This window comes from Actinacidiphila acidipaludis (assembly GCF_019890725.1).
GTDB lineage: Bacteria > Actinomycetota > Actinomycetes > Streptomycetales > Streptomycetaceae > Actinacidiphila > Actinacidiphila acidipaludis.
Map to the genome: position 1 here is coordinate 67,575 of NZ_JAINZZ010000024.1, position 14,053 is coordinate 81,627.

Here is a 14,053-nt window from a genome sequence, read left to right on the forward strand (position 1 = left end):
CGGTGCCGAGGGCGGGTTACCCTCGATGGATGTGCGCGCGCCGGCGGCCTCGGGCCGCCCGGGCGCATCGTTCTGCGTCGGGACGCGGCTGACCACCCCTGCCGGATCAGGGATGGGGTTCCCGTGCCGAACCACGCACTCCCATCAGTTAAGGTAAGCCTTACCTAAGTACACGGAGGTTCGACGCACGTGAATCAGTCGCGTCCCAAGGTCAAGAAGTCCCGGGCACTGGGCATCGCGCTCACCCCGAAGGCGGTCAAGTACTTCGAGACTCGCCCCTACCCGCCGGGCGAGCACGGTCGCGGCCGCAAGCAGAACAGCGACTACAAGACGCGTCTGCTGGAGAAGCAGCGGCTGCGTGCGCAGTACGACATCAGCGAACGCCAGATGCAGCGCGCCTACGACCGTGCGAAGAAGGTCGAGGGCAAGACCGGCGAGGCGCTCATCGTCGAGCTGGAGCGCCGGCTGGACGCCCTGGTGCTGCGCTCCGGCCTGGCCCGCACCATCTACCAGTCCCGCCAGATGGTCGTGCACGGCCACATCGAGGTCAACGGCCGCAAGGTCGACAAGCCCTCGTACCGGCTGCGTCCCGACGACGTCGTCCAGGTCCGCGAGCGGTCCCGGGAGAAGACCCCGTTCGTCGTCGCCCGCGAGGGCGGCTGGGCCGGCGAGGGCGAGGGCCCGCGCTACCTCCAGGTCAACCTGCAGGCGCTGGCCTTCCGGCTGGACCGCGACCCCAACCGCAACGAGATCCCGGTGATCTGCGACGAGCAGCTCGTCGTCGAGTACTACGCCCGCTGACCGGCGGGGCCGTCCGGCCGGCTACCCGGCCGCCCACGGCCCGATCTCCGCGGCACGCTCAGCCCGTCGCCTCCCCGGAGGCGGCGGGCCGCTGCGTTCGCGGGCCCTTCCCGCCGCCGCGCGCCCTGCTGCGGGTGCGCGGGCGGTCCAGTGCCCGGGCCACCGCCTCGTCGAAGCCCAGCCGGCCGCCCTCCAGCAGGGCCGCCGCGTAGGGGCCGTCGCCGAGCGCCGCGCGGACCCGCTTCTCGCACACCACGTGCGGGGCGTTGAAGTGCCGCGAACCGAACAGCCGCAGCCCCACCGATTCCCACAGCCGGCCCGCCGCGCCCTGCAGCACCGCCGCCTCGTGCGGCGCCCCCTCGCCCTCGGTGACCAGCGCCAGCAGCTCCAGCGCCAGCACCGACCCCACCAGGTCGTGGAAGGCGTGGTCGATCGCCAGCGACTCCTCGGCCAGCCGCCGCGCCCGCTCCTGCTCGCCGGCCAGCCAGGCCGCGTACGCCAGGACGTACAGCGCGTAGGCGAGAGTCCACCGCTCCCCGTGGTCCCGGCAGATCTCCCGCACGTCCTCGGCCAGCCGCACCGCGTGGTCCAGGTCGCCCTGGAAGGCCACCGCCATCGCGAGTTCGACCTGGCCCATCAGCACGTTGCTGTTCAGCTCGCCGATCCCGCGGTAGCGCAGCAGCGCGTCGCCGATGAACCGCTCGGCACGGTCCATGTCGTCCGAGACCAGCGCCAGGCAGCCCAGCCGGTGCACCGCGTACGCCTCGGCGGTCTCGTTGCCGGTGGCCTGCGCCTCCTGCCGGCACTCCTGGAGCGCGGCGAGCGCCGCCGCGGAGTCCCCCTGCAGCAGCGCCACATAGCCGAACACCCACATCGCCTTGGCGCGGGCCTCGTTCGCCGTGTCGCTCGCGTCCAGCGCGCGCTCCAGCCAGTGCCGGCCCTCGGTCAGCCGCCCGCAGCCCACCCAGCAGAACCACAGGGTCGCCGCCAGGTACTGGCCGACCGCCGGATCGTCCGGCGGCTCGCCCTCGGTGCCGTCCAGACTGAAGTCCAGGGCCAGCCGCAGGTTCGGCAGGTCCGCGGCCACCCGGGCGGCGACCTCGGCCTGCCGCGGGCTGAACCAGTCCAGTTCGCACCAGGTCGCCAGCCCCAGGTACCAGTCCCGGTGCCGGCGTCTGACCCGCAGCTCGTCGCCGATCGCGGCCAGCCACACCGCGCCGTACTCCCGCACGGTCTCCAGCATCCGGTAGCGGACCTGCCCGTCGCCGCCCTCCTCCCGGCTGAGCACCGACTGCGCCACCAGCGCCTCGACGGTCTCCAGCACGCCTTCGTCGGCGAGTTCCGCGCCGGTGCACACGTACTCCACCGCGTCCAGGTCGAAGGGCCCGGCGAACACCGAGAGCCGCGCCCACAGCAGGCGCTCCGGAGGGGTGCACAGCTCATGGCTCCAGCCGATCGCGGTGCGCAGCGCCCGGTGCCGCTCGGGGGCGCTGGGATCGCCGCCGGTCAGCAGCCGGAACCGGTCGTCGAGCCGTTCCAGCACCTGCTCCAGGGACAGTGCGCGCAGCCGTACCGCGGCCAGCTCCACCGCCAGCGGCAGCCCGTCGAGCCGGGCGCACAACTCGGTGACCAGCCCCTCCTCCTCCGGGGCGACGCTGAACCCGGGCAGCACCCCGGCGGCCCGCTCGCTGAACAGCCGCACCGCGTCCGGGGCCGGCAGCGGGGCCAGCGGCAGCAGCTGCTCCCCGGTGATGCCCAGCGGGCGGCGCCCGACGGCGAGCACCCGCAGCCCCGGAGCGTGCCGCAGCAGCTCGGCCACCAGGGCCGCGCACTCCTCCTGCACCCGGTCGAACCCGTCGAGGACCAGCAGCAGCTCGCGGTCCGCGAGATGGCCGGCCAGCACCTGCCGGGGGTCGCGCCTGGTGTGGTCCGCCAGCCGCAGGGCGTCGGCGACCGTCTGCTCCAGCAGATCGGGGCCGTTCAGCCCCGACAGCTCGACCGACCACACTCCGTGGCCGAAACGGTCCTGCAGACGCGCGGCGGCACGCAGCGCCAGCCGGCTCTTGCCCACACCGCCGGGCCCGGTCACGGTGGCCAGCCGGGAGTGCGCCACCAGGCGGGAGAGGTCGCTGAGTTCGTCGCTCCTGCCGACGAAACTCGTCAGGTCGGCCGGAAGGTTGCCCTCGGTACCCATGATGCACGGAGCGTACTGGCGGATGAGCGGAACGTACAATCCAACCGCAATCCGGGCGGAATCGACCCCGTTCCGCGGACAGGAGGCCGCCGCATCTGCTAAGAGCGGTCCTTCCGCTTCCGTCGGCGGCCGTGCTCGACGCCGTGCCTGCCGCCGTGTTCCGGAGGGGCCACCCGACGCGGACCGCCGCGCGCTAATGCGGTACGGAGGCGTCGGTGTGGCGCGATAAGGTCGGAGTTCACGAACGACGTTCACGACCGGCGCCCGACTGCGGCGCGGCGTGCGGGTGACGAGGGAGAACGGCAACGTGTCGGGTGGAGAGGTGGCCGGCCTGATCGTGGCGGTGTTCTGGGCGATCCTGGTGTCGTTCCTGGCCGTCGCGCTGGTCCGCCTCGCCCAGACGCTCCGCCGCACCACCGAGCTGGTCGCCGGCATCACCGAGCAGGCCGTGCCGCTGCTCGGCGAGGCGTCCGAGGCGCTGCGCACCGCGCACACCCAGCTCGACAAGGTCGACACCATCACCTCCGACGTCGCCGAGGTGACCGCCAACGCCTCCGCGCTGTCCTCGACCGTCGCCACCGCCTTCGGCGGCCCGCTGGTGAAGGTCGCGGCGTTCGGCTACGGAGTGCGCCGCGCGGTGGGGCTGCAGACCGGCGAGGCCGGCCGCGCCCGCGCCCGGACCCTCCGAGGGAAGGTGCTGCCGCCCGCCCGGCGCGGTGGCCGTCGCAACCGATCCAAGGACTGAGGCCCCGCCATGTTCCGCCGCATGTTCTGGTTCCTGACCGGCGCCGTCACCGGCGTCTGGGCCACCGTCAAGGTCAACCGGGCGGTGCGCAGGCTCAGTCCGGACAGCCTCGCCGCCACCGCGGCCGACCGCGCGCTGGAGACCGGCGCCCGGCTGCGGCTCTTCGCCCGGGACGTGCGCGCCGGCATGGCGCAGCGCGAGGGCGAACTCCACGACGCCCTGGGCCTCAAGGTCCACGACCAGCCGCCCGCGCTGCCCGCGGCTGAGGAGCACCCGGGCCTGACCGCCCGGAACACCGACGTCCCGGCCGCGCGCCGGGGGATCACGTACAACGCGTACGACCGGAAGGACGAACACTGATGGAGTCGGCAGAAATCCGCCGTCGCTGGCTGCGCTTCTTCGAGGAGCGCGGGCACACCGTCGTGCCGTCGGCGTCCCTCATCGCCGACGACCCCACCCTGCTGCTGGTCCCGGCGGGCATGGTCCCGTTCAAGCCCTACTTCCTCGGCGAGGTCAAGCCGCCCTTCGCGCGCGCCACCAGCGTGCAGAAGTGCGTCCGCACCCCGGACATCGAGGAGGTCGGCAAGACCACCCGGCACGGCACGTTCTTCCAGATGTGCGGCAACTTCTCCTTCGGCGACTACTTCAAGGAAGGCGCCATCACGTACGCCTGGGAGCTGCTCACCACGCCCCAGGACCAGGGCGGTTACGGCCTGGAGCCCGAGAAGCTCTGGATCACCGTCTACGAGGAGGACGACGAGGCCGAGGCCATCTGGCGGGACGTCATCGGCGTGCCCGCCGAGCGCATCCAGCGCCTCGGCAAGGGCCCCAACTTCTGGTCCATGGGCGTGCCCGGACCCTGCGGCCCGTGTTCGGAGATCAACTACGACCGCGGCCCCGAGTTCGGCGTCGAGGGCGGCCCGGCCGTCAACGACGAGCGCTACGTGGAGATCTGGAACCTGGTCTTCATGCAGTACGAGCGCGGCGCCGGCGAGGGCAAGGAGGACTTCCCGATCCTCGGCGACCTCCCCGCCAAGAACATCGACACCGGCCTCGGCCTGGAACGCCTCGCGATGATCCTGCAGGGCGTCCAGAACATGTACGAGACCGACACCCTGCGTGCCGTGATCGAGACCGCCACCGCTCTCACCGGCGTGCACTACGGCGCCGACCACGAGTCCGACGTCTCGCTGCGCGTGGTCGCCGACCACATGCGCACCGCCGTGATGCTCATCGGCGACGGCGTCACCCCGGGCAACGAGGGCCGCGGCTACGTGCTGCGCCGGATCATGCGCCGCGCCATCCGCAACATGCGGCTGATGGGCGCCGACCGCCCGGTGGTGGCCGAGCTCGTCGACGTCGTCATCGGCATGATGGGCCAGCAGTACCCGGAGCTGATCAACGACCGCAAGCGCATCGAGTCGGTCGCGCTCGCCGAGGAGTCCCGCTTCCTCAAGACCCTGTCGGCCGGCACCAACATCCTGGACACGGCGGTCAGCGAGACCAAGGCCAAGGGCGGCACCGTGCTCGCCGGCGAGCAGGCCTTCCTGCTCCACGACACCTGGGGCTTCCCGATCGACCTGACCCTGGAGATGGCCTCCGAGCAGGGCCTGTCGGTGGACGAGGACGGCTTCCGCCGCCTCATGAAGGAGCAGCGGGACCGCGCCAAGGCCGACGCCCGGGCCAAGAAGACCGGCCACGCCGACCTGTCCGCCTACCGCGAGGTCGCCGACCGCTCCGGCGCCACCGTCTTCACCGGCTACACCCAGGACACCAACGAGGCCACCGTCGTCGGCCTGCTCGTCGACGGCCTGCCCTCGCCGGCCGCCTCCGAGGGCGACGAGGTCGAGGTCGTCCTGGACCGCACGCCGTTCTACGCCGAAGGCGGCGGCCAGCTCGCCGACCGGGGCCGGATCAAGATCGAGGGCGGCGCCGTCGTCGAGGTCCGCGACGTCCAGCAGCCGGTGCCCGGCGTCAGCGTGCACAAGGGCGTCGTCCAGGTCGGCGAGGTGACCGTCGGCGCCGCGGCCGAGGCCCAGATCGACATCACCCGCCGGCGTGCCATCGCCCGGGCCCACAGCGCCACCCACCTGACCCACCAGGCGCTGCGTGACGCCCTCGGCCCCACGGCCGCCCAGGCCGGCTCGGAGAACTCGCCCGGCCGCTTCCGCTTCGACTTCGGGGCGCCGGCCGCCGTCCCCGGCACCGTGCTCACTGACGTCGAGCAGAAGATCAACGAGGTGCTGGCCCGTGAACTCGACGTCACCGCCGAGGTGATGCCGATCGCCGAGGCCAAGCGGCAGGGGGCCATCGCCGAGTTCGGCGAGAAGTACGGCGAGCAGGTCCGGGTCGTCACCATCGGCGACTTCTCCAAGGAGCTGTGCGGCGGCACCCATGTGCACAACACCGCCCAGCTCGGCCTGGTCAAGCTGCTCGGCGAGTCGTCGATCGGCTCCGGTGTGCGGCGCGTCGAGGCGCTGGTCGGCGTGGACGCCTACAACTTCCTCGCCCGCGAGCACACGCTGGTCGCCCAGCTGACCGACCTGGTCAAGGGGCGCCCCGAGGAGCTGCCCGAGAAGATCTCCGGCATGCTCGCCAAGCTCAAGGACGCCGAGAAGGAGATCGAGAAGTTCCGCGCCGAGAAGGTGCTGCAGGCCGCCGCGGGGCTGGCCGAGGCCGCCGAGGACGTCAAGGGCGTCGCCCTGGTGACCGGCGCGGTCCCGGACGGCACGGGTGCGGACGACCTGCGCCGCCTGGTGCTGGACGTCCGCCAGCGGATCACCGGCGGCCGGCCGGCCGTCGTCGCCCTGTTCACCGTGGCCGGCGGCCGCCCGCTGACGGTGATCGCCACCAACGAGGCCGCCCGCGAGCGCGGCGTCAAGGCCGGCGAGCTGGTCCGCACCGCGGCCAAGACGCTCGGCGGCGGTGGCGGCGGCAAGGACGACGTCGCCCAGGGCGGCGGCCAGAACCCGGCAGCCGTCGCGGAGGCCATGGAGGCCGTCCGCCGCCTTGTCGCAGAGAAGGCGTGACGGCGGCATGAGAAGGGGCCGGCGGATCGCGATCGACGTCGGGGAGGCCCGGATCGGGGTCGCCTCGTGCGACCCCGACGGGATCCTCGCGACCCCGGTGGAGACCGTGCCCGGGCGGGATGTGCCCGCGGCCCTGCGCCGCATCGCCGCGATCGTGGCGGAGTACGAGCCGCTGGAGGTCGTCGTCGGACTGCCCCGGTCCCTCAACGGGACCGAGGGCCCGGCGGCGGCCAAGGCCCGCGCCTTCGCACAGAGTGTGGCGAAAGTCATCGCCCCGGTCGCCGTCCGGCTGGTGGATGAGAGGATGACGACGGTCACCGCGACGCAAGGGCTCCGTGCGTCGGGTGTGAAAGCGAAAAAGGGACGCTCCGTAGTCGATCAGGCAGCAGCCGTCATCATCCTGCAGAGTGCCCTGGAGACCGAACGGGTGTCTGGGAAAGCGCCGGGCGAGAGCGTCGATACAGTCCTCTGATCGCGGTACGGTAACGTTCCGCGCGCTGCAGCGGCGCCTCCTTGGCGCCGCCCGTTTCGCAAGGTCGGCAGGCCCGATGCCGGCCGTGTAGCAAGGGGACCGATGACTGACTATGGCCGGGGCTCCGGCTCGGATCCGTGGCATCCCGAGGACCCGCTCTTCGGTGATGTGTACGACCAGGGCCAGGGGTACCAGCAACAGCAGCACCAGCCTCAGTCCCAGCAGGGCGGCTGGCAGGACCCGTATGCGCAGGACCCCTACACGTCGGGACAGCACCCCACCTATCCGCAGCAGGGCTACCCCCAGCAGCAGTACCCGCAGGGCCAGTACGGCCAGGACCAGTACCAGCAGGGGCAGCCGGTTCAGCAGGGCCAGCAGGGTCACTACCCGCAGGAGCAGTACCAGCAGCAGCCCGCGTCGCACCCGCAGCACCCGCAGCACCCGCAGCAGCAGTCGTACGGCCAGACGGCCTACGACCCGTACGACACGGGCTCGTACTCCACCGGCGGCTACGGGAACCAGGACCCGTACGGCGGTCAGCAGGCGCACGACCCCTACGGGAACGGGCAGCGCCCCGACTACTACGGGCAGAACGGTTACCCGCCGCCGCAGCAGCCGCAGTTCCGCGGCCAGCCGCAGCCGGGGATGCAGCAGGGCATGGGCGGCCCCGGGCAGATGGGCCAGCCCGGTCAGGGCGGTCAGCCGGCCGGCCCCGGTCAGCCCGGCGCCGGCCCCCAGGGCCTGCGGCAGCCCGGTCAGCCCGGCCAGGGCGGCCGGCCGACGGAGCCCGAGCAGACCCCGCTGCGGACCGCGCCGGAGAAGACCGGTACGTGGGACGACGACGAGGCGGATCCGCGCGAGCACGCGTTCTTCGCGGGACGTGACGACGACGATGACGATGACGAACTGCCGTCGTCCTCCGGCGGGCGCAGGACGGGCAGGTCGTCCGGCAAGGAAGGCCCGCGCAAGCGGCGCAGCGGCTGCGCGTGCCTGGTCGTCGCCACCCTCCTGGTGGGCGCGGTCGGCGGCGCCGGCTACTACGGCTACACCTTCTACCAGTCGCACTTCGGCCCCGCCCCGGACTACTCCGGCCAGGGCACCGGGGACGTCCAGGTGACGATCCCGAACGGCTCGACCCTCACCACCATGGGCAACATCCTGAAGAACAACGGTGTGGTGAAGAGCGTCGAGGCGTTCACGTCCGCGGCGAACAAGAACCCCAAGGGCCGCTCGATCCAGCCCGGGGTCTATGTGCTGCGCAAGCAGATGTCCGCCTCCGACGCGGTCACCATGATGCTCGACCCCAAGGCGCAGAGCACGATGATCGTGGCCGAGGGCATGCGGGACAAGCAGATCTACGACGTCATCGACAAGCGGCTCGGTCTCGCGTCCGGCAGCACCCAGAAGATCGCCGCCGCGAAGTGGAAGACCTTCGGGCTGCCCGCGTGGGCCAACTCCGCCCGGGACATCAAGGACCCGCTGGAGGGCTTCCTCTTCCCGTCCCGCTACAGCGTCGCCAAGGGCATGAAGCCCGAGGACGTGCTGCGGCAGATGGTCGGCCAGGCCAACGAGCAGTTCGCCAAGTTCGACCTCGCGGCGGAGGCGAAGAAGCAGCACCTGAAGAGCCCGCTGGAACTGCTGACCGTCGCCAGCCTGGCCCAGGCCGAGGGCAAGACGGACGACGACTTCCGGAAGATGGCCAAGGTCGTCTACAACCGCATGGTGCTGTCGAACCCCGAGACCTACGGGTTGCTGGAGTTCGACTCGACCTATAACTACATCAAGAACGCCAGCCTGACGAACATCAATATCGACAGCGCCAAGGCCCTTGACGACCCGTACAACACCTACAAGTACAAGGGCCTGCCGCCGGGACCCATCGGCAACCCGGGCCTCGTCGCCCTCCAGGCGGCCATGAACCCGGATCCGGGTAACTGGTACTACTTCATCTCGCTGGACAACAAGACGACGAAGTTCACCAAGACCTATGCCGAGTTCAAGGAGCTCTACGCCCAGTACAACGCGAAGAAGCACTAGGAGAGCCGGACACCTGTCGTGAGCACCCCCGAAGGAGGGCCGGGCCCGCGCCGCGCGGCCGTGCTCGGTTCGCCCATCGCCCACTCGCTGTCCCCGGTGCTGCACCGGGCCGCCTACGCGGACCTCGGCCTGGACGGTTGGCGGTACGACCGGTTCGAGGTCGACGAGGCCGCGCTGCCGGACTTCGTCGCCGGCCTCGACCCGGCCGAGTGGGCGGGGCTGTCCCTGACCATGCCGCTGAAGCGGGCGATCCTGCCGCTGCTGGACGAGATCACGCCGACCGCGGCGTCCGTGGAGGCGGTGAACACGGTGGTGTTCACCGCCGACGGCCGCCGCCTGGGCGACAACACCGACATCCCCGGCATGGTCGCCGCACTGCGCGAGCGCGGGGTGACGGCGGTGCCGTCGGCCGCGGTGCTGGGGGCCGGTGCCACCGCGTCCTCGGCGGTCGCCGCCCTCGCCCAGATCTGCGAGGGCGAGGTCACCGCCTATGTGCGGGGTGCGGCCCGCGCCGCCGAGATGCGGCAGTGGGGCGAACGGCTCGGCGTCACCGTGCGCACGGCCGACTGGGCGGACGCCGCGAAGGCACTCGACGAGCCGCTGGTCGTCAACACCACGCCCGCCGGTGCCGCCGACCATCTGGCCGACGCCGTCCCGGACCAGCCGGGGGCCCTCTTCGACGTCCTCTACGACCCGTGGCCGACCGCGCTCGCCGCGGCCTGGTCGGCCCGTTCCGGCGCGGTCGTCGGCGGCCTCGACCTGCTCGTCCACCAGGCCGTCCTCCAGGTCGAACAGCACACCGGCCGCGCTCCGGCCCCCCTCGCCGCCATGCGCGCCGCCGGCGAGGCCGCCCTCGCCGCCCACTGAGGCGCCCGCCCGTACCCACTCGCCCTTCCGGCACCACCCGGCCTCCCGCCCGGCGCGGCAGGAACCGGACGACCATGCCGTCCGCACGCTGGACCGGGTCCGGTGCGGGGGGCGGATCGTGGGAGGATCGGAGGCGAAGCACCGGGTCGCCACACGGGGGCGTTCCACCGGGCGCCGATTCGAGGGAGCACGCAGTTGAGCAGGTTGCGCTGGCTGACCGCGGGGGAGTCGCACGGCCCCGCACTCGTCGCGACGCTGGAGGGACTGCCCTCTGGCGTGCCGGTGACCACGGAACTGGTCGCCGACGCGCTCGCCCGGCGGCGGCTCGGCTACGGGCGCGGCGCCCGCATGAAGTTCGAGCGCGACGAGGTCACCTTCATCGGCGGGGTCCGGCACGGCCTCACCATGGGCAGCCCGGTCGCGGTCATGGTCGGCAACACCGAGTGGCCCAAGTGGGAGCAGGTGATGGCCGCCGACCCGGTCGACCCCGAGATCCTCGCCGGCCTTGCCCGCAACGCCCCGCTGACCCGGCCGCGCCCTGGCCACGCCGACCTCGCCGGCATGCAGAAGTACGACCTGGACGAGGCCCGGCCGGTGCTGGAGCGGGCCAGCGCCCGTGAGACCGCGGCCCGCGTCGCCCTGGGCGCGGTCGCCCGCTCCTACCTCAAGGAGACCGCGGGCATCGAGATCGTGTCGCACGTCGTGGAACTCGCCCGCGCCAAGGCTCCTTACGGCGTGGTGCCGGTGCCCGGCGACGAGGCCCGGCTGGACGCCGACCCGGTGCGCTGCCTCGACGCCGACACGAGCAAGGCGATGGTCGCCGAGATCGACCAGGCCCACAAGGACGGCGACACCCTCGGCGGCGTCGTCGAGGTGCTGGCCTACGGGGTGCCCGTGGGCCTCGGCTCGCACGTGCACTGGGACCGCAGGCTCGACGCCCGGCTCGCCGCGGCCCTGATGGGCATCCAGGCCATCAAGGGCGTCGAGGTCGGCGACGGCTTCGACCTCGCCCGCGTCCCCGGCTCCCAGGCGCACGACGAGATCGTGCCGACCCCCGAGGGCGTGCGCCGCGCCTCCGGCCGCTCCGGCGGCACCGAGGGCGGCATGACCACCGGCGAGGTGCTGCGGGTGCGCGCCGCGATGAAGCCCATCGCCACCGTGCCGCGGGCCCTGGCCACCATCGACGTCACCACCGGCGAGGTCGCGCAGGCGCACCACCAGCGTTCCGACGTGTGCGCCGTGCCGGCCGCCGGCATCGTGGCCGAGGCGATGGTCGCCCTGGTGCTCGCCGACGCCGTCGCCGAGAAGTTCGGCGGCGACTCGGTGGCCCAGACCCGCCGCAACGTCACCGACTTCCTCGACCACCTGGCGATCCGGTGACCGCCCGCCCGCCCGCCGGGCCGCCGCAGGTGGTCCTCGTCGGGCCGCCCGGCGCGGGCAAGACCACCGTCGGCCGGGTCCTGGCCGCACGTCTGGGCCTGGAGTACCGGGACACCGACGCGGACATCGAGACCACCGCGGGCAAGCCCATCCCGGAGATCTTCATCGACGAGGGCGAGCCGCACTTCCGCGGCCTCGAACGGGAGGCCGTCCGGGCCGCGTTGACCGGCCACGGCGGTGTGCTGTCGCTCGGCGGCGGCGCCGTCATGGACGAGGGCACCCGCGCCCGGCTCACCGGACTGCCGGTGGTCTTCCTCGACGTCGGCCTGCACGACGCCGTCCGCCGGGTGGGCCTCGACGCCCCCCGCCCGCTGCTCGCCGTCAACCCGCGGCAGAAGTGGCGCGAACTCATGGACGCCCGGCGCCCGCTGTACACCGAGGTCGCCCGCGCCGTGGTGTCCACCGACGACCGCACCCCGGAGGACGTGGCCGACGCCGTCCTCGACGCACTCCAACTGAAGGACGCATGAGCGACAACGCCCCGGCCGGGGAGAGCGCCCCGGCCGCACCTCCCACCCGTATCCAGATCGGCGGCACCGCGGGCACCGAGCCGTACGAGGTGCTCGTCGGCCACCAGCTGCTGGGCGAACTGCCCGGGCTGATCGGCGACAAGGCGCTGCGCGTCGCCGTGCTCCACCCCGAGGCACTGGCCGGCACCGGCGAGGCGATCCGCGAGGACCTGGCCGAACAGGGCTACCAGGCGATCGCCATCCAGCTGCCGAACGCCGAGGAGGCCAAGACCGCCGAGGTCGCCGCCTACTGCTGGAAGGCGCTCGGCCAGACCGGCTTCACCCGCAGCGACGTCATCGTCGGCGTCGGCGGCGGCGCCACCACGGACCTGGCCGGGTTCGTCGCGGCCACCTGGCTGCGCGGGGTGCGCTGGATCGCCGTGCCGACGACCGTGCTCGGCATGGTCGACGCGGCGGTCGGCGGCAAGACCGGCATCAACACCGCCGAGGGCAAGAACCTCGTCGGCGCGTTCCACCCGCCGGCCGGCGTGCTGTGCGACCTGGCGGCGCTGGACTCGCTGCCGCCGAACGACTACGTCAGCGGGCTCGCCGAGGTGATCAAGGCCGGCTTCATCGCCGACCCGGTCATCCTCGACCTGGTCGAGGCCGACCCCGCCGCCGCACGCAGCCCGCAGGGCCCGCACACCACGGAACTCCTGGAGCGCGCCATCCGGGTCAAGGCCGAGGTCGTCTCCGCCGACCTGAAGGAGTCGGGCCTGCGCGAGATCCTCAACTACGGCCACACCCTGGGCCACGCGATCGAGAAGAACGAGCGCTACAACTGGCGGCACGGCGCCGCGGTATCCGTCGGCATGGTCTTCGCCGCGGAACTCGGCCGGCTGGCAGGGCGGCTGGACGACGCGACGGCCGACCGGCACCGCAGCGTGCTGGAGTCCGTCGGGCTGCCGCTGACGTACCGCGGCGACCAGTGGCCGCGGCTGCTGGAGACCATGAAGGTCGACAAGAAGTCCCGCGGCGACCTGCTGCGCTTCATCGTCCTCGACGGCCTCGGCAAGCCCACGGTGCTGGAGGGCCCGGACCCGGCGATCCTGCTGGCCGCCTACGGGGAGGTGTCCGGGTGAGCAGCCGCGTGCTGGTGCTCAACGGCCCCAACCTCGGGCGGCTGGGCTCGCGCGAGCCGGACGTGTACGGCGCGACGTCCTACGCGGGGCTCGTCGAGGAGTGCACCAAGCTCGGCGCCGAACTCGGCTTCGACGTCGAGGTCCGGGAGACCAACGACGAGGGCGAGATGATCCGCTGGCTGCACGAGGCCGCGGACGGACGTATTCCCGTGGTGCTCAACCCCGGTGCGTTCACGCACTACTCGTACGGCATGCGGGACGCGGCGGCCCAGCGCACCGCACCCCTGATCGAGGTGCACATCTCCAACCCGCACGCCCGCGAGGAGTTCCGCCACACCTCCGTCGTCGCCGCGGTCGCCACCGGCACGGTCGCCGGCTTCGGCATCAACTCCTACCGCCTGGCCCTCCGCGCCCTCGCCGACACCTGACCACCCGCCCCGGCCTCCGGGCTGCCCCGGGCCGCCGTTGCCTTGCGCGCCGCCATCGGGGTTGCCCGCGCTGGGGGCACCTCCCGGGCGAAGTCTGGGGACCCCGCGTTCCTGACGGGGCACGTGGTGTGCTGCGTCCACCCCGTACTGCCCCCGCTGCCAGGGGTGGGGAGGAAGCGATCCCCGCAGGACTTGTGCATCCGCCCGCCCGGCCGGGCGGAAGAAGGGTGCACGCACAAGTCCGAGGAGACGCTTCCGGACTGCCCCCGACGAGTCGACGAACGGCAGGCGATAACAGGGGCGCGGGGAACTGCGCGACAAGCCACGATGCCGCAGCAGTCGGCAAACAAAGGCCAGGGGCACCCCGGAAGCCGCACCGGGCGGAGACCCGGGCCGTTCACACAAGAACGGCCCGGGACGGTACCGTTCGGAGTCGAACAGCACGACCC

12 protein-coding genes are annotated in these 14,053 nt (G+C 72.6%); 11 read left to right on the forward strand and 1 reads right to left on the reverse strand.

Going from position 1 to position 14,053, the window contains the following annotated elements; translation table 11 throughout:
* Nucleotides 1–189: 189 nt before the first annotated feature.
* Complete coding sequence (gene rpsD, locus K7862_RS19910; protein ID WP_222964357.1) at nt 190–801, forward strand: 30S ribosomal protein S4; 612 nt, start codon at nt 190–192, stop codon at nt 799–801.
* A 58-nt stretch (nt 802–859) separates the two neighbouring features.
* Here rpsD and K7862_RS19915 read toward each other — a convergent pair whose 3' ends face one another.
* Nucleotides 860–2,995 (reverse strand): ATP-binding protein, encoded by a 2,136-nt coding sequence (locus K7862_RS19915; RefSeq protein WP_222964359.1) that lies wholly within the window; start codon nt 2,993–2,995, stop codon nt 860–862.
* A 307-nt stretch (nt 2,996–3,302) separates the two neighbouring features.
* Between K7862_RS19915 and K7862_RS19920 the strand changes: the two genes are divergently transcribed.
* The 10 genes from K7862_RS19920 (at nt 3,303) to aroQ (ending at nt 13,604) form a co-directional block, all read left to right on the forward strand.
* On the forward strand, nt 3,303–3,740 hold the full coding sequence (locus tag K7862_RS19920; protein ID WP_222964361.1) for a DUF948 domain-containing protein: 438 nt from the start codon (nt 3,303–3,305) through the stop codon (nt 3,738–3,740).
* A 9-nt stretch (nt 3,741–3,749) separates the two neighbouring features.
* Entirely contained in the window at nt 3,750–4,100 is a 351-nt protein-coding gene (locus K7862_RS19925) for a DUF6167 family protein (RefSeq protein ID WP_222964363.1), read from the forward strand.
* A complete protein-coding gene (alaS, locus tag K7862_RS19930) occupies nt 4,100–6,769 on the forward strand; it encodes an alanine--tRNA ligase (protein ID WP_222964365.1) in 2,670 nt (889 codons plus the stop codon). Before K7862_RS19925 ends, alaS begins: the two co-directional genes overlap by 1 nt.
* A 7-nt stretch (nt 6,770–6,776) precedes the next feature.
* On the forward strand, nt 6,777–7,241 hold the full coding sequence (gene ruvX, locus K7862_RS19935; protein ID WP_222964367.1) for a Holliday junction resolvase RuvX: 465 nt from the start codon (nt 6,777–6,779) through the stop codon (nt 7,239–7,241).
* A 102-nt stretch (nt 7,242–7,343) separates the two neighbouring features.
* Nucleotides 7,344–9,278, forward strand: coding sequence for an endolytic transglycosylase MltG (mltG, locus tag K7862_RS19940; protein WP_222964369.1), 1,935 nt, complete (start codon nt 7,344–7,346; stop codon nt 9,276–9,278).
* Between the two features lie 18 nt (nt 9,279–9,296).
* The gene (locus tag K7862_RS19945; protein ID WP_222964371.1) at nt 9,297–10,145 is read left to right on the forward strand and encodes a shikimate dehydrogenase; all 849 of its coding nucleotides are present in this window, start codon (nt 9,297–9,299) and stop codon (nt 10,143–10,145) included.
* Between the two features lie 195 nt (nt 10,146–10,340).
* A complete protein-coding gene (aroC, locus tag K7862_RS19950) occupies nt 10,341–11,525 on the forward strand; it encodes a chorismate synthase (protein WP_222964373.1) in 1,185 nt (394 codons plus the stop codon).
* Nucleotides 11,522–12,055 (forward strand): shikimate kinase, encoded by a 534-nt coding sequence (locus K7862_RS19955; protein WP_222964375.1) that lies wholly within the window; start codon nt 11,522–11,524, stop codon nt 12,053–12,055. The genes aroC and K7862_RS19955 overlap by 4 nt, the downstream gene beginning before the upstream one ends.
* Entirely contained in the window at nt 12,052–13,176 is a 1,125-nt protein-coding gene (aroB, locus tag K7862_RS19960; RefSeq protein WP_222964377.1) for a 3-dehydroquinate synthase, read from the forward strand. Before K7862_RS19955 ends, aroB begins: the two co-directional genes overlap by 4 nt.
* A complete protein-coding gene (gene aroQ / locus K7862_RS19965) occupies nt 13,173–13,604 on the forward strand; it encodes a type II 3-dehydroquinate dehydratase (protein ID WP_222964379.1) in 432 nt (143 codons plus the stop codon). The genes aroB and aroQ overlap by 4 nt, the downstream gene beginning before the upstream one ends.
* Nucleotides 13,605–14,053 lie beyond the last annotated feature (449 nt).

Bases quoted from the DNA above. Each gene is read 5' to 3' on its own strand.
- K7862_RS19915 (WP_222964359.1), bottom strand. From the start codon at position 2,995: ATGGGTACCGAGGGCAACCTTCCGGCCGACCTGACGAGTTTCGTCGGC.
- K7862_RS19925 (WP_222964363.1), top strand. From the start codon at position 3,750: ATGTTCCGCCGCATGTTCTGGTTCCTGACCGGCGCCGTCACCGGCGTC.
- alaS (WP_222964365.1), top strand. From the start codon at position 4,100: ATGGAGTCGGCAGAAATCCGCCGTCGCTGGCTGCGCTTCTTCGAGGAG.
- ruvX (WP_222964367.1), top strand. From the start codon at position 6,777: ATGAGAAGGGGCCGGCGGATCGCGATCGACGTCGGGGAGGCCCGGATC.
- mltG (WP_222964369.1), top strand. From the start codon at position 7,344: ATGACTGACTATGGCCGGGGCTCCGGCTCGGATCCGTGGCATCCCGAG.
- aroB (WP_222964377.1), top strand. From the start codon at position 12,052: ATGAGCGACAACGCCCCGGCCGGGGAGAGCGCCCCGGCCGCACCTCCC.